The sequence below is a fragment of the Paenibacillus sp. FSL P2-0089 genome (assembly GCF_038595095.1).
GTDB lineage: Bacteria > Bacillota > Bacilli > Paenibacillales > Paenibacillaceae > Paenibacillus_AQ > Paenibacillus_AQ silagei.
Genome location: NZ_CP152006.1, coordinates 5,581,206 through 5,605,198 on the forward strand (window position 1 = coordinate 5,581,206; position 23,993 = coordinate 5,605,198).

Annotated in this window: 21 protein-coding genes; 4 read left to right on the plus strand and 17 right to left on the minus strand. The window is 53.4% G+C overall.

Annotated features, from left to right (window positions below):
- Window positions 1-29: 29 nt before the first annotated feature.
- From hisS to NST69_RS23375, 6 genes are all read right to left on the minus strand, one after another.
- On the minus strand, window positions 30-1,289 hold the full coding sequence (gene hisS, locus NST69_RS23350) for a histidine--tRNA ligase (RefSeq protein WP_339311228.1): 1,260 nt from the start codon (window positions 1,287-1,289) through the stop codon (window positions 30-32).
- A gap of 1,030 nt (window positions 1,290-2,319) precedes the next feature.
- Window positions 2,320-2,781 (minus strand): hypothetical protein, encoded by a 462-nt coding sequence (locus tag NST69_RS23355; RefSeq protein WP_036732344.1) that lies wholly within the window; start codon window positions 2,779-2,781, stop codon window positions 2,320-2,322.
- 59 nt (window positions 2,782-2,840) lie between these two features.
- Window positions 2,841-3,347 (minus strand): type 1 glutamine amidotransferase domain-containing protein, encoded by a 507-nt coding sequence (locus tag NST69_RS23360; protein ID WP_209994230.1) that lies wholly within the window; start codon window positions 3,345-3,347, stop codon window positions 2,841-2,843.
- Between the two features lie 259 nt (window positions 3,348-3,606).
- Window positions 3,607-3,762 carry a hypothetical protein gene (locus NST69_RS23365; protein ID WP_209872300.1) on the minus strand — a complete coding sequence of 52 codons (156 nt, stop codon included), beginning with the start codon at window positions 3,760-3,762 and terminating at the stop codon, window positions 3,607-3,609.
- Between the two features lie 182 nt (window positions 3,763-3,944).
- Complete coding sequence (dtd, locus tag NST69_RS23370) at window positions 3,945-4,388, minus strand: D-aminoacyl-tRNA deacylase (protein WP_341167292.1); 444 nt, start codon at window positions 4,386-4,388, stop codon at window positions 3,945-3,947.
- Window positions 4,389-4,417: 29 nt separating this feature from the next.
- On the minus strand, window positions 4,418-6,598 hold the full coding sequence (locus NST69_RS23375) for a bifunctional (p)ppGpp synthetase/guanosine-3',5'-bis(diphosphate) 3'-pyrophosphohydrolase (protein WP_036690535.1): 2,181 nt from the start codon (window positions 6,596-6,598) through the stop codon (window positions 4,418-4,420).
- Between the two features lie 312 nt (window positions 6,599-6,910).
- On the opposite strand from NST69_RS23375, the gene uraA reads away from it, so the two are divergent.
- Window positions 6,911-8,221, plus strand: a complete 1,311-nt coding sequence (gene uraA, locus NST69_RS23380; protein WP_076081673.1) for a uracil permease — start codon at window positions 6,911-6,913, stop codon at window positions 8,219-8,221.
- 112 nt (window positions 8,222-8,333) lie between these two features.
- Here uraA and NST69_RS23385 read toward each other — a convergent pair whose 3' ends face one another.
- The 6 genes from NST69_RS23385 to NST69_RS23410 form a co-directional block, all read right to left on the minus strand.
- Window positions 8,334-8,852, minus strand: coding sequence for an adenine phosphoribosyltransferase (locus tag NST69_RS23385; RefSeq protein WP_036732465.1), 519 nt, complete (start codon window positions 8,850-8,852; stop codon window positions 8,334-8,336).
- Between the two features lie 82 nt (window positions 8,853-8,934).
- Window positions 8,935-11,337 carry a single-stranded-DNA-specific exonuclease RecJ gene (gene recJ, locus NST69_RS23390; protein ID WP_342547259.1) on the minus strand — a complete coding sequence of 801 codons (2,403 nt, stop codon included), beginning with the start codon at window positions 11,335-11,337 and terminating at the stop codon, window positions 8,935-8,937.
- A 29-nt stretch (window positions 11,338-11,366) separates the two neighbouring features.
- Window positions 11,367-12,332 carry a cation diffusion facilitator family transporter gene (locus tag NST69_RS23395; RefSeq protein ID WP_209872317.1) on the minus strand — a complete coding sequence of 322 codons (966 nt, stop codon included), beginning with the start codon at window positions 12,330-12,332 and terminating at the stop codon, window positions 11,367-11,369.
- 121 nt (window positions 12,333-12,453) lie between these two features.
- Entirely contained in the window at window positions 12,454-13,353 is a 900-nt protein-coding gene (gene secF / locus NST69_RS23400) for a protein translocase subunit SecF (RefSeq protein WP_076081676.1), read from the minus strand.
- Window positions 13,343-14,596 (minus strand): protein translocase subunit SecD, encoded by a 1,254-nt coding sequence (gene secD / locus NST69_RS23405; RefSeq protein ID WP_076081677.1) that lies wholly within the window; start codon window positions 14,594-14,596, stop codon window positions 13,343-13,345. The genes secF and secD overlap by 11 nt, the downstream gene beginning before the upstream one ends.
- A gap of 233 nt (window positions 14,597-14,829) precedes the next feature.
- Window positions 14,830-15,081, minus strand: a complete 252-nt coding sequence (locus NST69_RS23410; protein ID WP_340980030.1) for a post-transcriptional regulator — start codon at window positions 15,079-15,081, stop codon at window positions 14,830-14,832.
- A 214-nt stretch (window positions 15,082-15,295) separates the two neighbouring features.
- Here NST69_RS23410 and spoVB point away from each other — a divergent pair, with 214 nt between their 5' ends.
- Window positions 15,296-16,897 (plus strand): stage V sporulation protein B, encoded by a 1,602-nt coding sequence (gene spoVB / locus NST69_RS23415; protein WP_076081678.1) that lies wholly within the window; start codon window positions 15,296-15,298, stop codon window positions 16,895-16,897.
- Here the strand turns inward: spoVB and NST69_RS23420 are convergent.
- Window positions 16,894-17,703, minus strand: a complete 810-nt coding sequence (locus NST69_RS23420) for a DUF421 domain-containing protein (RefSeq protein WP_076081679.1) — start codon at window positions 17,701-17,703, stop codon at window positions 16,894-16,896. The two genes, spoVB and NST69_RS23420, sit on opposite strands and share 4 nt — an antisense overlap.
- A gap of 200 nt (window positions 17,704-17,903) precedes the next feature.
- On the opposite strand from NST69_RS23420, the gene NST69_RS23425 reads away from it, so the two are divergent.
- Window positions 17,904-18,296, plus strand: coding sequence for a TIGR04086 family membrane protein (locus NST69_RS23425; protein ID WP_342547260.1), 393 nt, complete (start codon window positions 17,904-17,906; stop codon window positions 18,294-18,296).
- Between the two features lie 99 nt (window positions 18,297-18,395).
- Window positions 18,396-19,235, plus strand: coding sequence for a phosphatase PAP2 family protein (locus NST69_RS23430; protein ID WP_340980032.1), 840 nt, complete (start codon window positions 18,396-18,398; stop codon window positions 19,233-19,235).
- A gap of 89 nt (window positions 19,236-19,324) precedes the next feature.
- On the opposite strand, the gene yajC is transcribed toward NST69_RS23430, so the two are convergent.
- From yajC to NST69_RS23450, 4 genes are read right to left on the minus strand one after another with little or no spacing between them, the layout of a single operon-like run.
- Window positions 19,325-19,639, minus strand: a complete 315-nt coding sequence (yajC, locus tag NST69_RS23435; RefSeq protein WP_036732365.1) for a preprotein translocase subunit YajC — start codon at window positions 19,637-19,639, stop codon at window positions 19,325-19,327.
- A gap of 45 nt (window positions 19,640-19,684) precedes the next feature.
- Complete coding sequence (gene tgt, locus NST69_RS23440) at window positions 19,685-20,821, minus strand: tRNA guanosine(34) transglycosylase Tgt (RefSeq protein WP_036690552.1); 1,137 nt, start codon at window positions 20,819-20,821, stop codon at window positions 19,685-19,687.
- Between the two features lie 21 nt (window positions 20,822-20,842).
- The gene (queA, locus tag NST69_RS23445) at window positions 20,843-21,871 is read right to left on the minus strand and encodes a tRNA preQ1(34) S-adenosylmethionine ribosyltransferase-isomerase QueA (protein ID WP_340980036.1); all 1,029 of its coding nucleotides are present in this window, start codon (window positions 21,869-21,871) and stop codon (window positions 20,843-20,845) included.
- 17 nt (window positions 21,872-21,888) lie between these two features.
- Window positions 21,889-23,991 (minus strand): SpoIID/LytB domain-containing protein, encoded by a 2,103-nt coding sequence (locus NST69_RS23450; RefSeq protein WP_076081682.1) that lies wholly within the window; start codon window positions 23,989-23,991, stop codon window positions 21,889-21,891.
- Window positions 23,992-23,993 lie beyond the last annotated feature (2 nt).

Genomic DNA, 23,993 nt, shown 5'->3' on the forward strand with positions numbered 1-23,993 from the left:
ATTAAAATTACATATACTCGCCTTTTCGCCTAATTCTGAATCAGCGCCTCTGCCAGTTCGTCCAGCTTCACAGTCCGCTGCTCGCCGGTCTCCATCGACTTCAGTGCGATGACGCCGCTATTCAGCTCGTCTTCACCAAGAATCGCCGTATACCGGGCTGACATACGGTCCGCCGACTTCATCTGTGCCTTCATCTTGCGTCCCAGGTAATCGCGCTCCGCAGAGAATCCAAGACTGCGCAGACGGAACAGCTGCTTGGTGATCTCCAGATCTGCTGCTTCACCTAATGCGACGAAGTACACATCCAGCGGCTTCGCCGCTTCCAGCTCCACACCCTGATTCTCCAGAATCAGCAGAATCCGCTCCAGTCCAATCCCGAACCCAATGCCCGGCTGATCCGGTCCGCCGATCTCCTCGACCAGACCATTGTACCGGCCGCCGCCGCCCACCGTGTCGATGGAGCCAATGCCTGCCGCTTTATACTCAAACGCTGTATGCGTGTAATAATCAAGGCCGCGCACCAGGCGGGGGTTGATGCTGTATTCCACACCCATCACATCCAGGTGCCCCTTCACCTTGGCAAAATGCTCTGTACACTCTTCATCCAGACTGTCCAGAATAGAAGGCGCTCCGCCGAACTTGTCCTGATCAACCTTGCAGTCCAGCACGCGCAGCGGGTTGCGTTCCATCCGCCGCTGGCAGTCGCTGCACAGGCTCTCTCTCATCGGTCTCAGGAAATTCAGCAGCTTCTCGCGGTAAGCCGCACGGCTCGGAGCATTGCCGACCGAATTCAGCTCTACCCGCACATCCTTCAGCCCCAGATCAATGTAGAACTGGTACCCCAGCGAGATGACTTCAGCATCAATCGCCGGGTCCACCGCGCCGAACGCTTCGATGCCGAACTGATGGAACTGGCGGTATCTGCCGGCCTGCGGACGCTCATAACGGAACATCGGTCCGATATAATACAGCTTGCTGACATCCGGCTCCCCGTACAGCTTGTTCTGGACATACGCGCGTACCACGCCTGCTGTCCCTTCGGGACGCAGCGCCAGATCGCGGTCGCCCTTATCCTTGAAGGTATACATCTCACCTTCTACAATATCCGTTGTTTCGCCGACTCCGCGCTCGAACAGCCCGGTGTGCTCGAACAGCGGGGTGCGGATCTCCCGGTAATTGAAGCGGCGGCACAGCTCTCTGGCCTTAGCCTCCACAACCTGCCATTTCTCTACTGCACCCGGCAGCACATCCTGTGTACCTGTTGGTTTCTCGAATCTTTCTTTAGCCACAGTCTATCCCTCCTGAAAATAACCCCTTAAAACAGCAAAAAACCCCTCATCCCTGTTCAATTACAAACAGGGACGAGGGATTATCATAACCAATAATTCACCCGTGGTACCACCCACATTCCGGGCTTAGCAACTTGCTCTGCGTAAGCTCCGCTCTAAGCGGTTAACGCCCGCCTACGCGCAATCGGCTACTGACTGTAGGCAATCCTGCTGCCTGCGTTCGCCGTGCGTTCTCGGGGAGGTCATTCGTCCGTTCATCAACAGAATCCTTACAGCCTTGCGGATCAGCGTACGGTCCTCCTTACCTGGACGACAGCCATGATCTGCGGGATTCCTCTCTGGGGTTGTGGGTTACGGATTACTTGGTCCCGTCATCAAAACAATATAAACTTACCGTATACTGTTAGATTCTACTGAACCACTGCGCTAAAGTCAAGGATTGAATAAAATAAGCTGCCACGAGCCAGCGTTCCTTCAGCCAAGTGGACTGAAATACCGCTATTGGGGCAAAAACTCCTCATTCTCAGCTTAAGCGGACTCAGATTCCGCTATGCACCTACATATGCCTCGTTATCCGCTCAAATCAGCCTAATAACGGAATGTCAGTCCGCGTCTGCCGCAAAAAAACAGTTTGTGGACAAATAGGCGCTTCTCAGTCCGCTTCATTACTTCACTCTAATGACACTCCATGTTGCTTGAAATCTCCCCAAAAATAAAAAAGTGACCTGCAGCCGATTGCTGCAGGTCCATCATCATATATTATAAAAAAGGGGGTCATGCTTCTATTATAAACACGCTATATTAAGGAATCATGAATGTAGTGTTACAGTTGCATTACAGAAAAGAAAGCGTTTCACCAAGCCGTCCAAATTCCCGCTGTCATGCTAATCCATAGGTTACACCATCCCCCAGCTCCTGTCTATATCTATGACGCTGTCCTCGCCTTTTATTCTGCATATAAAACAGCTCCAGCCTCTCCATAACGGAGGGCTGAAGCTGAAATGTATACCGGCGGGAACCGCGGTCCCTTTTAATCAAAAATCTCCACATAGGCCTGCTTGCCGCGCAGAACCTCTACAACCTCGTTGTAATGATTCTCGGCTACCTTGAGATCCATCACATAATGCAAGTGCTCCAGGTCACTGCTTGTCAGCTCTTCCCCTCTATGCACTTCGCCCTCCGTGCGTACTTCATCGGCGCGTACTTCATCCGTACGTTTCAGATCATCCTCTGCCGCAACTGCCGGGACAATGGCCGCCCCGGACCCCATACCTGTTGCACCTCCGGCAGCGTAAACACCTCCGGCACCTGTTGAAGCGGTATTGGTGGAGCCCAGCGGTATTAGAATGTTGCGCCGGTTATTTACTCCATTATCCAAAGGGTCCGTTAAAGCCGATACCTCAATCCCCTCTACACCGTAAGGAATCAAAGAAGTCTTGGCACCTTCCGCTGCATCTTCTGTACTGAAATAGGCTTGGATTCTTCTAGTCATTGTAAATCCCTCCCATAAAGTTATATTATGCCAAACGGGTTATGCATGTATTTCTTGTATTACAACACCTTAAGCAGCTCACGCACAAAAGCGGGCTCATCCTTGGGTGTGCGTGAAGTAATGTAATTGCCGTCTACGACGACCTCTTCATCCTTGAACTCCGCGCCGGCATTGATCAGATCATCCTTCAGCGGCGGGTAGGAGGTAAGGGTGCGGCCTTGCAGCAATTCAGCGCTGATCAGAATCTGCGGGCCGTGGCAGATCGCGGCAATCGGCTTGCCTGCACGGTCAGCATCCTTCACGAATTGCAGAATATCCGGGTCAAGACGAAGATTCTCCGGCGAAGATCCGCCCGGAATGACTATCGCATCATACTCTGCAGCCGTGACCTCGCTGATCGCTTTATCGGCGGCATAGGATACGCTTCCTTGTTTGCCGAGCAGGGTCTCATTTTTCTTCAGACCGATGATTTCTGCCTGATGTCCTGCCTGCAGAACTTCTTCGTAAGGAACCTTCATTTCAGAATCTTCAAAGTCATTGGCGAGTAGAAAAGCTACTTTACTCATGAGATCCATATCTCCTCTCTAGGGCTGCTGTCGTCTCGTCAATCTATTACCCTCATTCCCCCGCTTTATAACGAAGCCTAAGCATTTCCCGTAAATTCTGTACCGTCCCTAATGCCTACGCGCCAAGTGGAAACGACTTTGCCGTCCTTTTACAGGACGGTACCGTTTAAGCGAGAAATAGAAGGATAATGGATAGCGTGAAACCTATACATTCTTATATTTTCAAAAAAAATCCACTTCCCGCATACCTTCGCTCCAGTTAGGTACGCGGCAAAAGACCTCGGCCTCTACGCTGGAGTCCCTGCGGTTCCTTCGGGTCCCCGGCTTCCTTGGCTGTCGCTGAGGCTTCGGTCATCGACCCGGCCACGTGGGCCTGAATCATGTTCCACATCCATGCTTTTGGTGCTTGTCTCATTCTGCTTGCTCCCCGCACTTGAATAATGGTGCATCATTCATAGTCTATCCAGCCAGGGCTGCTGCTATCCGGTTTGGTTAACTAGAAGCAAAAAGACCCCACCTTGTGGAGTCCCGTGATGTATCTTATCAAGTGGAAACGGCTTTGCCGTCCTTTAAAGCGGCGTCTGCCCGGCTCTAATCCTAACCCTTGCTGTCCAGCAGCAGCGTAACCGGTCCCCAGTTGGTCAGGGCGACATCCATCATCGCTCCGAACACGCCGGTCTCAACCTGTAGCCCTCCGGCACGCAGCATCTGGTTGAAGTAGTCGTAGAGCCGCTCTGCCTCAGCCGGAGCCGCTGCCGCCATGAAGTTGGGGCGTCTGCCCTTGCGGCAGTCCCCGTACAGCGTGAACTGGGAGACGGACAGAATGGCCCCGCCGGCCTCCGTCACACTATGGTTCATTTTACCGGCCGCATCCTCAAAAATCCGCAGTCCGGCAACCTTGTCAGCCAAATACTTGGCATCCTTCTCTGTATCCTCATGGGTTACGCCGACCAGCAGCAGCAGGCCCTCTCCAATCGCTCCGGTCACTGCTCCGTCCACCGTCACACTGGAGTTCTTGCAGCGCTGCACAACGACTCTCATCTCATCCTTCAGCTCCTTGCCTTAGCACCTTATTGCATGATGCGGTTAACGGTATATACATCCTTGACCCGCTTCACTTTGTCGACCACAGACTGCAGGTGATCGGTATTGCGGATCAGAATTGTCATATGGATCATCGCCATCTTATTCTTGTCGGAGCGCCCGGTGACCGCTGAAATATTGGTCTTGCTCTCCGATACCGCCTGCAGCACTTCATTCAGCAGCCCGTTGCGGTCATGGCCGGTAATCTCAATATCGACGCTGTAATTAGCCTCCATGCTGCCTTCCCACTCCACTTCGATTACACGGGCTGCTTCCTCCCCGTCCATCTCATTCGGAATGTTCGGACAATCCTCACGGTGTACCGATACGCCCCGTCCACGGGTCACATATCCGATGATATCGTCGCCCGGCACAGGATTACAACATCGTGCGAAGCGTACCAGCAGATTGTCGATCCCCTTGACACGGACCCCGTTGGTCGGCTGGTTGCGCTTCTCTCCGCTGGATTTGATCGCCTTCATCTCGGAGGTAAGCTCCAGATGGCCTGCGGCCTCCTCCTGGTCCTTACGCAGCTTTTCAGTCAGCTTGGAGGCGATCTGCGCTGCGGTAATCCCGCCGAAGCCGACCGCTGACAGCATATCCTCCACATCATTGAAGGCGAACTTCTTCGCAGCCTCGGACAATTTGTCCTCCGTCAGCCAGTCAGAGACCTCCACGTTCAGGCGCTTCAGCTCGCGTTCGATGGCCTCCCGGCCCTTCTCCACGTTCTCCTCGCGCTTCTCCTTCTTGAACCACTGCTTGATCTTGCTCCGCGCATGTGAGGACTGGGCAATCTTCAGCCAATCGCGGCTCGGGCCGTAAGAATTCTTCGAGGTCAGAATCTCCACGATATCCCCGGTCTTCAGCTTATGGTCAAGCGGAACAATACGCCCGTTCACCTTGGAGCCGATTGTCCGGTTCCCGACCTCGGTATGAATGCGGAACGCGAAATCCAGCGGCACCGAGCCGGCAGGCAGCTCCACTACCTCACCCTTAGGCGTGAATACGAAGACCAGATCAGAGAAAAAGTCCATCTTCAGCGATTCTACAAATTCTTCGGCATCCTTGGCTTCGTGCTGAAGCTCCAGAATCTCGCGGAAGAACGGCATCCGGTTCTCGGGATTAACGTTGTTGCTGCTGCCTTCCTTATACGCCCAGTGGGCGGCGATCCCGAATTCGGCCGTGCGGTGCATCTCCCAGGTGCGGATCTGAACCTCCGTCGGCTCTCCTCCCGGACCTACTACGGTTGTATGCAAAGACTGATACATATTCGCCTTGGGCATAGCAATATAGTCCTTGAAACGGCCAGGCATCGGCTTCCAAAGCGTATGAATAATGCCCAAGGTGGCATAACAATCCTTAATATTGTCGACGATAATGCGGATAGCCAGCAGATCATAGATCTCGTTGAACTGCTTGTTCTTCGTGTTCATCTTGTTATAGACACTGTAGATATGCTTCGGGCGTCCCGAGAGATCGCCTTCGATGCCCATTTCATCGAGCTTGGCGCGGATGCGGCCGATGACACTGTCAATGAACTGCTCGCGTTCTGCCCGCTTCTTGTGTACAAGATTCGCAATCCGGTAGTACTGCTGCGGGTTCAGGTAACGGAGTGCAATATCCTCCATCTCCCACTTGATCGCAGAGATCCCCAGCCGGTCCGCAATGGGACAAAAGATCTCCAGCGTCTCATAAGAAATCCGGCGCTGACTCTCTTCGGACTGGTATTTGAGCGTACGCATATTATGCAGACGGTCCGCCAGCTTAATCACGATCACCCGGATATCCTGGGCCATGGCGATGAACATCTTGCGGTAGTTCTCGTTCTGCTGCTCTTCCTTGGAGCGGAAGCGGATGCGTTCCAGCTTGGTCAGGCCGTCCACCAGCATGGCGCAGGTATCGCCAAATTTCGTGCGGATCTGCTCCAGGGACACCGTCGTATCTTCCACAACATCATGCAGCAGCGCAGCAATAATGGATATGACATCCATTTGCATATTGACGACAATATCTGCGACCGCCAGCGGATGCAGAATGTATGGCTCCCCCGACTTCCGTACCTGCCCGTGATGAGCCTGATCGGCGAATTCATAAGCTTCACGGATGCGGAGAAGATCTTTTTCTTTTATATAGGCGCCAGCCTTTTCGGTTAGTTGCTCTATGCCCATTCTCGTCGTATCCGTTTCCCTTCTATAATAAAATGAACCTGCAAGCATGCAGAATTTGCAGGTTCCATACGTTCCCGGCTGCATTGCGCTCAGGTTAAAGTTGTCTATAATTATGACGCTTACGAGGGATTCCGTCAACACTTGCCATAGCGTGGGATTCCTGTCAGGGAAAGGGTCAAGAAAAGACAATTTTGTGGCACGGATAAAAATGTTGTTGTAAAAACCCGCTGTTCTATTTAATCTAGTAAAGGCGGTTTTTTAAAAGATAAGAATTGTCAAATCAAATTAGATCAGAAAGAGAAGTGAACTCCATTGCAACGCGAAATTCAAGTTAACGAAAGACTCCCTTGGGGCCCGGGCTTCCTCCTGAGTCTTCAGCATCTGTTCGCCATGTTCGGCAGCACCGTGCTTGTTCCCAACCTGTTCGGGGTAGATCCCGGCATGATCCTGCTGATGAACGGTATCGGCACCTTGCTCTACATTCTGATCTGCCGCGGCAAAATCCCCGCCTATTTGGGTTCAAGCTTTGCCTTCATCTCTCCGGTGCTGCTTGTGCTGAAAGAGCATGCCGGCGACCATGAGCGCGGATATTCGCTTGCATTGGGCGCTTTTATCGTGACTGGTGTTATCTTCATTCTTGTGGCTTTAATTGTACGTTATGCCGGTACCGGCTGGATTGATATTGTATTCCCTCCGGCAGTTATGGGAGCGATAGTTGCCACGATTGGACTGGAGCTTGTGCCTGTAGCCGCACGGATGGCCGGACTGATTGCTCCAGATGGTGTGGCCACCGCCGACTGGACGCCTGACGGCAAAGCCATTACCCTGTCGCTCGTCACGCTTGGTGTTACCGTGCTCGGCTCCGTGCTGTTCCGCGGCTTCCCCAAAATCATTCATATCCTCATCGGTATTGTTACCGGTTATGTACTCGCCTATATCTTGGGTGAGGTGAATACTGGTGCCATCTCTCAAGCAAGCTTCCTCTCGCATCCCACGATCATTACCCCATCCTTCAACTGGCAGGTCATTCTGACTATTATTCCTGTATCGCTTGTGGTCATTGTGGAGCATATCGGCCATTTGCTGGTCACCAGCAATATCGTGGGCAAGGATCTGACCAAGGACCCGGGACTGGACCGCTCACTGATGGGTAACGGGATTTCAACAGTACTCTCCGGGTTCCTGGGTTCTACGCCTAATACAACCTATGGTGAGAATATCGGCGTTATGGCTCTGACCAAGGTGTACTCGGTATATGTTATCGCGGGCGCTGCTGTAATCGCCATCGTGCTGTCGTTCTCCGGAACGTTCTCCTCGGTCATTGCCAACATTCCGCTGCCGGTTATGGGCGGTGTATCCCTGCTGCTGTTCGGTGTTATTGCGGCGTCGGGTCTGCGTATCTTCGTTGAACAGAAAGTCGATTTCTCCAAAGCCACCAACATGATTCTGGCTACGCTCGTCCTGGTGGTCGGCATCAGCGGCATTTCGCTGAAGCTTGGCGGTGTAGAGCTGAAAGGCATGGCACTGGCGACTATCGTCGGTATGGTGCTCGCCCTGCTCTTCAAGCTGATCGAGGTTCTGGGCCTGTCCAATGAACAGGAAGCTGACAAATCGGCACATTAAATAACCCACATCTGTTATTATCCACCCAGCACATCAACAAAAAGTGGACTGCTGTCTTCATTCGACAGCAGTCCGCTTTTTATTTCCCGGGAAAAGTTGCCGGGCACGACGATTAATCCTCGTAAGTCAACAAGGTAACCACTTCAATATCCGACAGCTTGTCCCGTCCGGCCAGAGCCGTCAGCTCGATCAGGAATGCAGCGCCGACCACTTGTCCGCCAAGCTGTTCCACCAGATTTACTGACGTAGCAATCGTCCCTCCGGTAGCCAGCAGATCATCCGCAATCAGCACCTTCTGGCCGGGCTTGATCGCATCGGTATGCACAGCGAGGGTATCCTTGCCGTATTCCAGATCATAGCCCACTTCGATTGTCTCATAAGGAAGCTTGCCGCTTTTGCGGATCGGCACGAAGCCTACACCCAGCGCGTAAGCCAGCGGTGCGCCCACTACAAAGCCACGCGCCTCCGGTCCGGCAATGACATCGATCTCCAGGTGGGCCACGAGAGCTTTAAGCTCATCGATGGCTGCACGGTACGCAGCGCCGTCCTTCAGCAGTGTAGTAATATCTTTGAAGCTGATTCCAGCCTGGGGGAAATCCGGAATTACGCGAATATTGTTTTTGAAATCCAACATCATCATCTCCTAAAAGTAAGCGGGGATCACCCCCGCTGAAGTTACTCAAACCAAATGACCGTGACAGCATTTGTAGCTGTTATGAGGCCCCTAAACGCCGTGACAGCATGAATTCCTGCAATTCACTGCGGCTGCCTTCCATGAAATACTGCTCCATCTCCGCCGTCTTGCCCAGTCTGACGAAATGCTCTGATGTGCTCAGACTCTTGGCGGCAGGCTGCGGGACAAAGGTGATCTTGCCGCCGCTGCGCTCAATGAAGTCAAGCTCATCGAACACATCCAGCATTCTGCTCACCATACGCACACCAAGCGCCGACTGGCGGCTGAGCCGCAGCAGCACTTCTTGCTCAGGAGTTGGAGATGCAGCGATTGCGGCAATCCATTGATATAACGATTTGAAATGATCACGGGTAGGAACCTGCAGCCGGTCACGCCCGTCACGGATCGAATGCAGCAGGGCAATGTTCTCCGCCCCCGGAAAAGCAGTGAACAGTGCTTCCAGTTGCTCCGGAGACTCCGGCATATCAAGCACACAGAGCAGTGACAGTCCCTCTTCGTCACGCGTGCCCTCCGGCTGATGTACAGCCGAGATCCCGGCAGACTCATCGTATACCCAGAGGGACATGTCCTTCAGATCACGCAGCGGCGTTGTCCGGCTGTTCTGGAAGACCGCTGCACTCCGGCCGGGACTGCTGCCGCTATAGGTGCGGAGCAGCTCCTGAATATGCGCCGCCTGCTTGACGGCATCGGCTGCGCCGCGCAGATCGAACAGCTGCGCCTTCGGCACCGCAAGATCCTGCAGCATTAGCTGAGGCTTGCGCGAGCCGTTCCATTCATTGACGGACAGCTCTGCCAGAACATCCACGACTGTACCATCCGGAAGCAGATCAGCCAGCGGCCCCTTGCCGAAGGCTACAGCTTCAATCGTCAGCTTGTCCTGCTGGAGCACAAGCTTCAGGTGCTTGCCCTCCTGACCCATCTTCCGTGTCTCCTTCACAACTGCTCCGCGCAGAATGAATCTCGGCAGCGGATTGGCCATCCCGAACGGCGCAAGCCGCTCCAGCTCAAGCGCAGCCTGGAGGGTCAGATCGGCAATGGATACCTCCCCGTCCGCAGCCGTAACAGCTACGAAGTCATCCGGTGTCAGAACAGACGCAGCATAGCTATTCAGCGCCGCATCGAAGGCTTCCAGCTTGCCCTGCGGCAGACTCATCCCGGCAGCGGCCGGATGTCCTCCGAAGTGGTCCATCAATTCGGCGCATGAGGATAAGGCTGCATAGATATCCAGGCCCGGGATGGAACGGGCAGAGCCCTTGCACATCCCGGTCTCCGGATGAATGTCCAGAATAATAACCGGACGGTAATACCGCTCGAGCAGCTTGGAGGCCACAATGCCGACTACGCCGACATTCCAGCCCTGGTCCGCCAGCACTATAATATCCGGCAGTCCGCTCCGGCTGATTCTCTCCTCCAGCTTGGCTGTGGCTTCGGTGACAATTCGCTCGACAACCAGTTGGCGTTCCTTGTTCAGCAGATCCAGCTCTCCGGCAAATTGCTCAGCTTCTGCCGCATCTTCCGTGGTCAGCAGTGTAACCGCCCGGCCAGCATGATCCAGTCTTCCGCTGGCATTAATACGCGGCGCCATCCCGAAGGCGATATTCACCGCACTGACGGTGTTCATCGCAATACCGCCCACCGAGAGCAGCGCACGGATGCCCGGAAACGACGAATTCCGCATGCTGCTGAGGCCTCTGCGCACCAGACTGCGGTTCTCGCCCAGCAGCGGCATCAGATCAGCAACGGTACCTATAGCGGCAATCTCACACCATTCCTCTGGCACTTCACTGCCAAGGAGTGCCTCAGCCAGCTTGTAAGCCACCCCCACTCCAGCCAGACCCTTGAAGGGATACGGGCAGTCCGGCAGCTTCGGGTTAATCAGCGCATACGCCTCGGGCAGCAGCTCCGGCGGCTCATGATGATCCGTGACAATAACATCAATGCCCAGCTCCGAGGCATAGGCAATCTGATGATAGGCACTGATACCAGTATCAACCGTAATGACGAGAGATACACCCTGCTGGACCGCCCAGTCCAGCGCATGATTATGCAGTCCATAGCCTTCATTGGAGCGATGGGGAATATAAATATCAAAAGAGGCCCCAAGATGACGCAGAAGGTAGATCATCAGCGCAGTGCTGGAAACCCCGTCTGCATCATAATCACCATACACCAGAATATGCTCTTCCTCTTGCAATGCCTTCTGTATCCGCGGCACCGCTTCAGCCATTCCTTTGAGCAGGAATGGATCATGTCTATCTTCCGCTCCTGAATCCATGAATACCCGTGCCTTGTCGGCGGTATCCATACCTCTTTGCACCAGCAGTGAAGAAAGGAGCGGAGAAATAGAAAGGCTCCGGGCCAGTTCCGAAATACGCTCGGAATCGGCTGCCGGAGATTGCCAGCTTGTTTTTGAATGAAGCAATACAGTTCACCTTTCTCTCACCTTGCAGACTACTGAAGCAGCGTGGGAATATCGTTGTCCACAAGCTCGTGATTGCTTTTATAAGGATAACCCGGATCATACGGCACAACATCCATATGAACCTCGCCTACATGAACGAACCGGTGTTGCAGCAGCTTGCGGGCACATTCTGAAATATCCTGGGCCTCCATCACGCTGATCCGCGGATTCACACTAATCTTCACATGCAGATTCACATAACTGCCTTCCTCCAGCGCCCGGAGCTGCTCCACCCGGATGACTCCATGCACCCGCTGAACCGTCTCAATGAAGCTGGCAGCTTCCTCGGAAGGAAGCTCCTGAATCTTCTTGCTGTATACAGAGGAAGCAATTAACGAATAGCCTTTGCGGAGAATCAGACATCCGGTCAGCAGAGCTGCAATGGGGTCCATGTAGAGCAGAGGATGCCAGTTCAAGTATCCTCCAGTTATGGCCAGGGCAATTCCGATAAATACAGTTATAGAGGTGTACAGGCTGAACCGGTGGCTATCGGCATAAGCAGCATGACTGCCGTCACCCTTTTTTTTGAAATAACGGTACTGGTATTGAAATACAGCCTCTTTGAACACAATGCACAGCAGGACAGCAACAAGCGCTGACTCCTCCGGTGCCGACAGATGTCCCCTTGTCAAATCACGGATAGCCGAGAAAGCAACCTGCAGCCCGCCCATAATAATCAGCACAGAGAACAGAATAGCCGCCATCGGCTCCTTGCTTCCTTGTGCAGCCCGGCCGCGTTCCGCTGAGCCTTCTGCCTTGTGGCTCTGCTTCAGGTTCCACGGAATCACCCCCGCCAGTCTGGCAGCGGCATCTGCTCCGGAATAGATTGCATCCCCCAACAATGCCTTGCTGCCTGACAGATAACCGATACTACCCTTGGCTAGAGCGAGTAGAACATCACTAAGGATTCCGGTCCAGGCAACGGTTTGTTTCCGGGGTAATGGTTTGTCATTCATAACGAGGCCCTCCTTACCACTAGCAGGTAAACTCATGATGATGAAATCAAGCAAGACGCCCTGACCCGAAGATTCCGAAAAGCCGCGTCGCTACAGACGCGGCTTACAGAATAACCGGGTGTTAGGCTTTGGCCGGGGTCTTCGCAGCAGGCTTCTGGTTCTTTTTCAGGAGCAGCCAGAGCGGACTTGCGATGAAGATCGATGAATAGGCTCCGAAGAGCAGACCGATAACCATAGCAAGCGAGAACATACGGATCGACTCCCCGCCCATAATCAGCAGGAAGAATGCGGCAATAAATACAGTGAAGGCTGTATAAAGAGAACGCATGAGTGTCTGCATTACACTTTTGTTAACCAGGTGCTTCAGATCCTCATACGACTTCTGCTTGCCGAAGCGCAGATTCTCGCGTATCCGGTCAAAGATAACGATGGTATCGTTAATCGAGTAACCGATAATGGTCAGCACCGCGACAATGAAGGTGATGTCTACCTCCAGACGGAAGATTGAGAAGACCGCCACTACCATAAATGCGTCATGAAGCAGCGCCACAATGGAAGCCAGCGCAAAACGCCATTCAAAACGGATACTTACATAGATGATAATCCCGATACTGGATAGCAGCACGGAATAGATCGCATTGCGGGCCAGTTCCTTAGCCATCTCAGTATCTACGGTATTGATTTCAAAAGACGCCTTGTCATCAATCTTGTTGATTGACTTCTTGAGGGTCTCACTTTGTGCATCACTCAGCTCTTGATCATAGCGGATGTTGACCCGCTTGTCGCCGATGGTAACGGTTGGTTCATGCTCGATGCCCGCATCCTTCAGAGCCGGCTGCAGCTCAGCCAGCGTGACACTCTTGGAGAGCGCTACGTCCACATTGGACCCGGCCTTGAAGTCAACGCTGTAGTTCAGGCCGAAGGTTGCCAGAAAGACGAGCCCCGCCACAGTAAGGGCAATCGAGAAGATATAGAAGAATTTACTTAAATGTACGAAATCAAGCTCTTTCTTAAAGCGCACTGATGTCACTCTCCTTTACCCCAAATTGCTTCGGCTTTTTGAGTGCGCCGGCTTTAACCAGCACAGTCAGCAGCCAGTGGGCAAAATAAAGGTTTGTTACAATACTAAGTACAATTTCCACGATCAGAATCAGTGCGAAGCCTTTAACCGCACCCGTACCGAAGGCGAACATGACAGCCGCTACGATAATAGTGGTTACATTCGCATCCATAACTGTACGGAAGGAGGTCTTGTTCCCTGCTTTGACGGAAGACATAATGCCCTTCCCGCTGCGCATTTCTTCCCTGATCCGTTCATTGGTAATGATATTGGCATCGACGGCCATCCCTATACCGAGGATGAACGCGGCGATCCCGGGAAGGGTCAGTGTAAAGTCTGCCAGGACAAATACCAGAATCAGCAGCCAGGTGTGCAGGATCAGCGCAAAGCTGGCCAGTACGCCCGGAAGACGGTACATAAGCAGCATGAAGATCAAAATAATCACAGAACCGACAATCCCGGCTCTGACGGTCTCATCCAAGGATTGCTTACCCAGTGTAGCCCCTACGCTCTGGGAATATTTCTCTGTCAGCTTCAGCGGCAAAGCACCGAGGTTGATTGTATCGGCAATCTCGCGGGCTTCATCCAGTGTATATCCCCCGGAGATCGAAGCCTTACCATCGGTCAGGACAGCTCGTACCGTTGGAGGCGAAGATAACAAGTTCTCATCCAGATAGATGGCGAGTTCCTTACCCAGCAGGCGCTCGGTAATCTCTGCGAATTTCTTCTTGTCTTTGATGGAGATGCTGATTTCGGGCCGGTTCAGTTGATCGCGTTGAACCTCTGCCGCACCTTCAACAAAGTCACTGCCTACCAGCTCAATCTTGCTGTACACCCCGGGAGCATCCCCTTCATTGGCACTGCGAAAGGTCAGAACTGCGGGTTCTTTCATTTTTTTGCGGACCTCTGCTTCGTCGGTTACACCTGCGATCTTCAGACGGATGCGGTCCGTACCTTCGGTGGTCACCTCAGGCTCGCTGGTTCCGAGTGCATTCGCCCGCTTCTCGAGGCTCTCTGCAGTCTTCTGCAGCGAAGCGCGGGTCAGAGTTCCTCCCGTATCCATTGGCTCGGCGTGGTACAGAATTTCGAATCCGCCCTTGAGGTCAAGACCCAGACGGACTCTGTCCAGCAGCCCGGGAGTAGTAAATACCATGACGCCCGTTAGAACGACCACGGTAATGATAAAGCTCAACATTCTCTTCATGCTCTAGCTAGTTCCCCTTTCATTACATCAATATTCCTATTATAGCTACGTGCGAAATGACCGTCAATTCAGAAGGAATGACGGTGTCTTGATTCACACAAAGAAACGGCAGGTTCTGCTGCAAAGCGAAGATACCTCCGTTTGATAGGACAAGTCTGAACACTCTTTACTTACTTTACTGCTTCCTGTACCCGTTTGCAAAAGAAAATCGTTCCTTTTGGCAAATCCCCCCGTTAATTCAATCCCCGGTAGGCCGCCAAGGTCAGATAAGTCATATAACTGCCTGACTTGAGTGAATAAATGTCATTGACCAGCCTGTGCAGGGGAGGTCTTCCCTCCTTGGCATAATTGCGGCTGATGCAATCCCAAATATCCTTACCGGTCACATATTCATAGCCGAGGAGCCGGAATTCCTCCGCTTTGCTGATGCACATGGCTTCGATATCTTCACTAAGCTCGTCATATCCCCATTGTTCCGATTCCACGTGCAGGCACCTCCAAAGATTCCTCATTTACGTATGCTCAGTGGTACGTATTCGACCCTGCGCTCACACTTTCCTGCTTAAGACCAAAAAACTTGTCTACAGAATGCTTGTCATGCAGCGCACCTGTACCGGCATATCCTTATACAAGCCTGGCTTGGTTATGGCGGTAATTCACCTGCAGTTTCATCTCATATGTAGGAAGAAGGAGTGCCCTGTGAGGAAACAGACCTTTATACAAGGAACGATCATCCTGCTGCTCGCCGGTATCATTAATCGGATGCTTGGCTTCATTCCCCGGATTGCCCTGCCCCGGATCATCGGCGCTGAGGGGGTGGGTCTGTATCAGCTCGGATACCCGTTTTTCATTGTGCTCATTACGGTAATTACGGGGGGAATCCCGCTGGCGATTGCCAAGCTGGTTGCCGAAGCCGAAGGAGAGAACCGCCCGGAGCAGTCGCGTAAAATCCTGCAAACCGGCCTCGCTCTCAGCCTGTCGCTGGGCATTGTGTTCACCTTCGTCGCCCTGTTCAGCGCCTCCTGGGTATCCAGCGTTCTTCTGACGGACCAGCGTGTCTATTATACCTTCGTCAGCATGACCCCCATGATCGCCATCGTCGCCGTTTCATCCATCTACCGGGGATACTTTCAAGGCAGGCAGAACATGATTCCCTCGGCCTTCTCCTCCGTGCTGGAATCGGTCATCCGGATCTTCTTCATGCTGTGGTTCTCCTGGATGCTGCTGCCGAAGGGCATCGCCTTTGCGGCTGCGGGTGCCATGCTTGGCGTGACTGTGGGGGAGATCGCCGGAATGCTGGCCCTGCTGGGGCAATATTATTTTAACGACAAAAAAGACAGGTCTGAACTCCCGCCTAACGTGGAACCTATGGTTCAGGATACGCAGGGCAGTGCCGGACGCGAACCCGCGCAGACGACTACACCTGTCTTCAAGCGTCTCATCGGCATTTCAATACCGGTAACTGCCGGACGGCTGATCGGCTCATTCTCTTACCTTCTGGAATCGATTATTACCGTGCGCAGCCTCGCGCTCGCCGGAATCGCAGCCGCCGCTGCAACCGCACAATATGGTTCCTTGCAGGGAATGGTGATTCCGCTGCTGCTGCTGCCGGGTGTGCTCAGCTCCTCGCTGGCCGTCTCCCTTGTCCCTTCCTTATCCGAGGCCGCCGCCCGCAACGATTTGCCCACGATTCACAAAAGAATGCACCAGGCCCTGCGGCTAGCCATGGTGACCGGTGCCCCGTTTGCTGCTGTTATGTATATTCTTGCCGTACCGCTCTGTACGCTAATGTACGGCAATGCGGCGGATACGGCCCCTATGCTTAGGATGATGGCCCCGTTCGCTGTGTTTCTCTATGTCCAGGCCCCGCTGCAGGCTGCCCTTCAGGCCATGGACCGCCCAGGCAAGGCACTGATCAATACGCTGATAGGAGCCGTTGTCAAAATTCTGCTGATTCTCCTGCTGGCCTCCCGGCCCGAGTACGGCATTCTGGGCGCCATCATCGCCATTATGGTCAACAGCTTACTTGTCACGCTTCTGCACGGCTACAGTGTAGTCAAGCTCACCGCCATGTCCTTGCGCTGGTCGGACCCGCTCAAAATCCTGGCCGCTACGGTCATCATGGCCGCCGGGATGTCGTATGTCTATACTTCTGTTCCAATCTCACAGTCGCAGTGGATACAATTCTTAGCTGCTGCTGCCTGCGGCATGGCCATCTATCTGAGCATCTGCCTGTTATCGGGGCTGATCTCCAGGCGTGACCTGGAACGGGTGCCCTTTTTCAGACGCTGGCGCAGTTAGGTTGGCTTCCCCTTATCCGGGCTGATCGGGGCAATATAGAGTTCTCCCTTATGATCCACGGAGCACAGGAAAACATCCCGGAAATCAGAGACACCCTTCTGCCGGATCTGGGTTCTAAGCCAGAACCGGTTCTTGCCGATCATCTCAAGATTGCCGTCCTGCACCTTCCCGTCCATAATCAGCGGAATCGGCAGTCCTTCATAACGGATCTTATGCTTCGGCAGCTTCACCGAAGCAGAGTCACCGCCGGATGATTCAGCATCGCCGGAGTCCTTCTGGCTATCGCCGTTATTCTCCTTCCGCTCTGCGCCGGAGCTGCTGTTGCCCGACTGATTGGATGAGGTGACGTTGGCATTCTTCTCAATCACCGTTAACTGCCCGCTTGTCTCCAGGATAGCGAACTCCACATCTGCCGGACTGACAATATTCTGCCCGCGGAGCTGCAGCAGCAGATCATCAATATTATACCGCTGCCTGCGCATTTCGCCCCGGTGAATCTTCCCGTCCGAGATCAGAATGCTGGGCCTGCCATCCACCATTAAGCGCAGTTTCCGGCTCTTCAAGCTGAGCTGTGCGACCAGCACTTGAATCAGCACCAGGGTCGCCATAGGAACAACACCATCATAAATAGGCCGCTCGATATCCTCAATCACAAAGACACCGATCTCGGCAATCATGATGGAAATGGTCAGGTCAAATACAGACAGCTTGCCGATTTCACGTTTGCCCATGATGCGCATGCTCAGGAAAATGAAGATATACATCAGCACGGTCAGAAAGATATGGGTCGTAATATGCTGGAACATATTCTCTTCGCTCCCCTTCCGCTACTCCCCCATACTGGCGGATTAATGTACCCCTATTCTGACCTGACCGTAAAGGGAACATTCGGAAAGCTGCTGATTAATTACTGGTAAAAGTCATACCGCCTATTCTTGTACTATTGGGGCAAGCCTCCCCATACAATAATTAGTATCCGGTTAACAAACTTTTAGGGGGTTTTACCATGTCTCTGATCAAGCGTCTATTCTCATGGAAAATATCTAGTCCGGTATTATCGGGTTTAATCCGCTCGTTCCTGTGGATGATGCTGGGTGCGTTCATCCTCTCCCTCCTGCTCTGGGGCAGCGGACTGCAGGAACAGGATCTCACCATGTACACCTACATTGTGCACGGCGTCGCTGCCGCATTCGGAGGCTTGACCGCAGGCAGCAGGGCCGTCCGCAGAGGCTGGTACCAAGGAGCACTCACAGGCATGTTATACGGACTGGCTGTACTGCTGATCGGATTTTTGGCGCTTGACAGTTCACCGGGGGGAATGGACTTCCTGTGGGTTCTGGCGGCTGCAGGCATTAGCGCACTAGGAGGAATGTTTGGAGTTAATTTACAGAAAACCTAATTAATATAATTTTCGAAAATTGAAACCTTCCCTTGAAAATATGGTACACTACCTATGTCTGACTTCATATGAGCGATTATCAAGGAGGCTTCGAATGCTTTGCTGTATCAGTCCATGAATCTTGTAGTTGTATATACCGTTGCCATTGTTGTGATCTTAATCTGGATCGGCGCACGGCGCAATCCGCTGATGGCCTTAGTTGAAATCGGGAGAGAGCTGCTGAGATCCTATAAATTCACACTCATTATTATAGGCATGTTCAGCATTCTTGCCCTGAATAAATATGAGCTGCAGATCGAAGAAAAGATGCGGCTGACCGCAGATTACACAGGTTTTATCTTCGGCCTGGAGGGGCATTTCGTCCGGATGGTTCAAGAGCTGTTCTACGCTCCCTGGCTGACACCGGTGATTGTCTTCTTCTATATCTTCATGCTGCAGGCCGTGCTGGCAGCCTCACTGGGGATCTATCTGCTGGACAAAAACCGTGTGATTCTCTATGCGACCTGCTACACCATTATTTTAACCTATGCTATCGCTATTCCGTTCTATCTGTACTTTCCGGTCAATGAGGTGTGGTCCTATGCGCCTGCCGGGGTTCGGTTCATCATGCTGGATGTTTTCCCGAAGTTTGAACAGGAATACCGGCCGCTATCCGGCCTCAATAACTGCTTCCCGAGCCTACATACCGCTATCTCCGTATCCATGGCTCTGCTCGCTTTCCGCTCAGGCAACCGCCGCTGGATGGTGATCAGTACAATCTCAGCCGTTATTATCGTGTTTGGAATCTTCTATCTCGGCATTCATTGGCTGACCGACATGATTGGCGGCACCCTGCTGGCTGTACTGTCCACGGCTATCGCCGTACCGCTTGCCAAGCTTACCCTGCGCAGCGGGGAACAGGGCTTGAGAGTGCGGGGCCGGGTCACCAATACACGTTAAGGCCCTCAATTCCGTATATGACGTATAAAAAAATCGGCGTTCTCTCGTAAGAGAAACGCCGATTTTTATGTAATTTAGCAGAGAGACTATTACATCTTGTCTTCTACTTCCACAACTGCGTGACTGATCGAGCCCCGGTCAAACGTCAATCGGGTTACATCATTAACCCGCAGAATAACGATGTCATCCGAAATCTCCATGATCGTTCCGTGCAGACCGCCGATGGTAACTACCTTATCGCCCTTCTTCAGCGCTTTTAGCATTCCGTTGCGTGCCTTGGTCTTCTTCTGCTGCGGACGAATCAGCAGGAAGTAGAACACAACAAACATCAGTACAAACGGACCTACCAGACCCAGTATGCTGCCTCCGCCGCCTGTACCTGCTGCCATATAAAACTGTGACATATCATTTCCCCCCTTTCAAGAATAAACATGAACACTCCGTACTCTCTAGAAGCCTTTTAAATTATCATATAATCCGTATTGTGCAAAAAACTCATCGCGAAAATCAAGCAGCCGATCTTCCATGATGGCTTCACGCACTTTACGCATCAATTCCAGCAGGAAGTGTAAGTTATGGTACGTTGTCAGCCGCAAGCCGAAGGTTTCGTCGGCCTTAATCAGATGACGCAGATAAGCACGGGAATAGTTCCGGCAGGTGTAACAGGTACACTCCGGGTCCAGCGGCCCGAAATCACGGGCATACTGGGCGTTACGCACGACGAGTCTCCCCTGACTGGTCATTGTTGTTCCATTACGGGCAATACGGGTAGGCAGAACGCAGTCGAACATGTCTATTCCGCGGATTGACCCTTCCAGCAGCGCATCCGGTGAACCTACGCCCATCAAATAGCGCGGTTTCCCTTGCGGCAGCAGCGGAACCGTGTAATCCAGCACTTCATACATAAGCTGCTTGGACTCTCCGACGCTGAGTCCCCCAATAGCATACCCCGGGAAATCCATGGAAGTCAAATCAGCCGCGCTCTGGCGGCGGAGATCCTCATGCATGCCTCCCTGTACGATAGCGAACAGTCCCTGGTCATTCGGACGGGCATGGCTTTTGAGGCAGCGTTCGGCCCAGCGGGTGGTACGTTCGAGTGATTTCTTCACATACTCATATTCAGCCGGATAAGGCGGGCATTCATCGAAGGCCATCATAATATCGGAACCGAGCGCATTCTGGATCTCCATAGCGACTTCGGGAGACAGAAACTTCTTGTCTCCGTTCAGATGGGAGCGGAAATGAACCCCTTCTTCGGTGATCTTACGCATGTCGCTCAGGGAGAATACCTGGAAGCCGCCGCTGTCGGTCAAGATCGGGCGGTCCCAGTTCATGAACTTATGCAGGCCGCCCGCTTCGCCGATGATCTCATGACCCGGACGAAGGAACAGATGGTACGTATTACTCAGAATAATCTGTGCTTCCATCTGCTTAAGCTCTTCAGGACTCATCGTCTTGACAGTAGCCTGGGTGCCCACCGGCATGAAGGTCGGTGTCTCAATAATTCCGTGCGGGGTGTGGACTCTTCCGAGCCGTGCCCCGGATTGCTTACAGGTCTTAATGTGTTCGTAAGTGATTGCTGCCATTGGTTTAACCCTTCCTCTTGCTTAATAAATGAACATTGCATCGCCAAAGCTGAAGAACCGGTACTGCTGCTTAATCGCTTCTTCATATGCGGCGAGAATCAGCTCCCGGCCAGCCAAAGCGCTTACCAGCATGACCAAGGTTGACTTGGGCAGATGGAAATTGGTGATCAGTGCATTAACGACAGTAAATTCATAACCCGGATAGATAAAAATATCCGTCCAGCCGCTGCAAGCCTCAATCGGCCTGCCCTGGCATTGTCTGCCTACGGTCTCCAGGGTCCGGCATGAGGTTGTGCCTACAGCTATTATTCTTCCGCCCCTTGCTCTGGCTTCATTAAGCACATCCGCCGCTGCCTGGGACAGCTCGAAATATTCGGCATGCATGACATGCTCTTCCACAGTCTCGACAGACATGGGACGGAAGGTCCCGAGACCAACATGAAGTGTGACATAGACGATATTCACACCGATGGCTGCAATCTGCTCCAGCAGCTCGGTGGTGAAATGCAGTCCGGCTGTCGGCGCTGCCGCCGAGCCTTCATGCCGGGCATACACGGTCTGATACCGCTCACGGTCATCCAGAGCTTCCTTGATATAAGGAGGAAGCGGCATGGAGCCGAGCCTGTCCAGAATCTCCTGGAAAATCCCCTGATAGATGAAGCGGAGTGTCCGCCCGCCCATATCTGCTTCATCTTCAATCACGGCACGAAGCTCTTCACTGAATACAATGACCGCGCCGGTCTTCAGCTTCTTACCGGGCTTCACCAGCGCCTCCCAGCGGTCCCCTTCGAGATTCTTAAGCAGCAGGACCTCCGCCTTGGCTCCGGTATCTTCCTTGACTCCGAACAGTCTGGCGGGAATAACCCGTGTATCATTAAGTACTAGCGTATCGCCCGGGCGGAACTGCCCCAGTATATCCGTAAAATGACCGTGGTCCAGTTGCCCGCTCTCCTTGTCTACCAGCAGCAGTCTGGATGAACTGCGGTCGGCAAGCGGAGTCTGGGCAATCAGCTCCTCCGGCAGATTGAAATCATAAAGTTCAACATTCATAATAGGATCTTCATTCCTTAATTCTTAATTATAGTAACGTTATTAAAATAGTGTTGCAATATTTGCTTATAATCATACCCTTTGTCGGCCATTCCCTTCACGCCCCATTGAGACATGCCGAGTCCGTGCCCGTAACCCCAGCCGATGAAATAGAAGCCCGGACTGCCGGTCACGACTCTTGCGGTCTGATCCGCGCCCATCACGACCGTACCGCTGCCGCTGGACGTCACTTGGCCCGAGGCAGACAGCACTCCGGCCGAGCTGGTGCTGCCGATAGCAGCTGTAGAGCCGTCAGCGCCTAATACAGTATAACTTCCGGCAGGTACAATATCAAACAAGGTGCTAGGCAATCCCCCGAAGGAGGAACGGAACAGATCCGGGTACTTCACCTGCAGGATCTGGCCGTTCGCCTTGACCTCCACTGCTCTTCCTGATGGCCCGCGCCGGGTAACCTCCAGAGTGGTTATAGAAGAGGGCAGAGTGCCGCTGGTCTTGCCGGCCAGGCTCTTCAGCAGTTCGGCTGAAGAATACGGACCTTTGATCCAGCTGTAGCTGCCGGATTCATAGACCTGATTCAGCACTACGGCGTTCTGTCCGGGATTTAGCTTGCCTGCCGGAGCAGCACTGCTGTCAACGACAGGCAGCGGCCGGATATTCACATCCTTGGCAGTGGCTGTGGCAATGGGGAGCCCTGCGGCTGTCTTGCTGCCTGTTAATTTGATGTTATCTTCCCGGGCATAGCCGGAGACGCCGCTGTCCAGCAGTACATAGTACCACTTCTTAGCAGAGCCCACCGCAGCCACATCCTCTGCGCTGGCCACACTGGCATAGTTGCCGCCGCTGTTCCATACTTCCGACGGGTCAGCCGTAACGCCGCCGCTGTTCGAGGAGAATACCGCCTCTACGACCTTGCCGCCGCTCTGCAGCACTTCACCTGCAGTGGCATCGACCGCCTTGATGATTGTGGGTGCTTCTGCACCGATTCCGTTATAGACCTGACTGAGCGTTGTATCCACCACATTGGCAACATCGAAGCGGTTCCCTTGGGACAGCGCGTAGCTGCGCGCGGCTACAGCCTGGGCCTTCAGCGCTTCCTCCGGCCAGCCGGAGGATACCTCTCCCCCCACTACCGCATACAGATATTGCTCCAGCGGAACCACGTTAATGACAGACAATGAACCATTCAGATTTCCAAGCTCCATATCGCCGCGATAGATCCGTTTGGATCGCTCGGTTAGCATAATTCCCTTCTCATTGCCGGATAGGATGAACTTTGCGTCACTTCCGGATAACAGATAGTGAAAAGCCTGGACTTCGCTGTTGAAATCGAGCCCTGCGTCCATACGGATCATTACTCCGGGTGCACCCGGAGCCACAGGCGTTAGAGCAAGCTGAGGCAGCAGCGCAGCTGCCGAAGCAGAGACCGCCGCAAGCTCGCTGTCACTTGAAGCCTCTCCTACCCATACCTCGGTACGCGCACTGCCGCCCTCACCGGATATGAATACCGGCCAGGCATCTAAGCCGGCAGTGGTCAGGCTGCCCACTACCGCCTGGGCTTCCTCGAGTGTAGCGTAGGAGCCCGCAGACAGATGCTTGGTTCCGGCCACCGCAGGGGTCTGCCCCTCAGGAATTGCCAGACCGGCCTTGAGGACTGCGTTCAGCCCGTTATTGGCTGCACTCTCACTGGCATAGCCTCCAGTGTATAGCTGATATACCTTGGCTCCGCCTCTCGCAGCCATAAAAATCTGCGGCTTATTGGAAGAAGACTGGAGCTTCTTCGCCGCATCCGCAGCGGTCTGCCAGCTTGGCGTCTCCAGCACCTTCACCCGGTACCCGTCCAGACTGACACGGACCTTGTTCTGGGCCGGAACCGACAATAACGGGCTGCCGCCGGCTGCCGGAAGCAGGCTGAAGCTCTGCTCGGACTGCAGGGTTACCAGCGGTACGGTAGATTTATATTTGCTGCCAATATCGGCATACAGTGCAACCCGGATCGACCCGCCGGAATCGGCGCGGGCGTGATCTGCCGGAATGAGCAGACTGCCTGCTGCAAGCAATGCAGCCAGCGCCCCCCGGCCCAGCAGCCCGATTCCTGTTGTTGTCCACTTCGCAAGTTTCATTG

Bases quoted from the DNA above. Each gene is read 5' to 3' on its own strand.
- NST69_RS23355 (WP_036732344.1), bottom strand. From the start codon at position 2,781: ATGACTAGAAGAATCCAAGCCTATTTCAGTACAGAAGATGCAGCGGAA.
- NST69_RS23360 (WP_209994230.1), bottom strand. From the start codon at position 3,347: ATGAGTAAAGTAGCTTTTCTACTCGCCAATGACTTTGAAGATTCTGAA.
- NST69_RS23365 (WP_209872300.1), bottom strand. From the start codon at position 3,762: ATGAGACAAGCACCAAAAGCATGGATGTGGAACATGATTCAGGCCCAC.
- dtd (WP_341167292.1), bottom strand. From the start codon at position 4,388: ATGAGAGTCGTTGTGCAGCGCTGCAAGAACTCCAGTGTGACGGTGGAC.
- NST69_RS23375 (WP_036690535.1), bottom strand. From the start codon at position 6,598: ATGGGCATAGAGCAACTAACCGAAAAGGCTGGCGCCTATATAAAAGAA.
- NST69_RS23395 (WP_209872317.1), bottom strand. From the start codon at position 12,332: ATGAATGACAAACCATTACCCCGGAAACAAACCGTTGCCTGGACCGGA.
- secD (WP_076081677.1), bottom strand. From the start codon at position 14,596: ATGAAGAGAATGTTGAGCTTTATCATTACCGTGGTCGTTCTAACGGGC.
- NST69_RS23420 (WP_076081679.1), bottom strand. From the start codon at position 17,703: ATGTTCCAGCATATTACGACCCATATCTTTCTGACCGTGCTGATGTAT.
- NST69_RS23425 (WP_342547260.1), top strand. From the start codon at position 17,904: ATGTCTCTGATCAAGCGTCTATTCTCATGGAAAATATCTAGTCCGGTA.
- yajC (WP_036732365.1), bottom strand. From the start codon at position 19,639: ATGTCACAGTTTTATATGGCAGCAGGTACAGGCGGCGGAGGCAGCATA.
- tgt (WP_036690552.1), bottom strand. From the start codon at position 20,821: ATGGCAGCAATCACTTACGAACACATTAAGACCTGTAAGCAATCCGGG.
- queA (WP_340980036.1), bottom strand. From the start codon at position 21,871: ATGAATGTTGAACTTTATGATTTCAATCTGCCGGAGGAGCTGATTGCC.
- NST69_RS23450 (WP_076081682.1), bottom strand. From the start codon at position 23,991: ATGAAACTTGCGAAGTGGACAACAACAGGAATCGGGCTGCTGGGCCGG.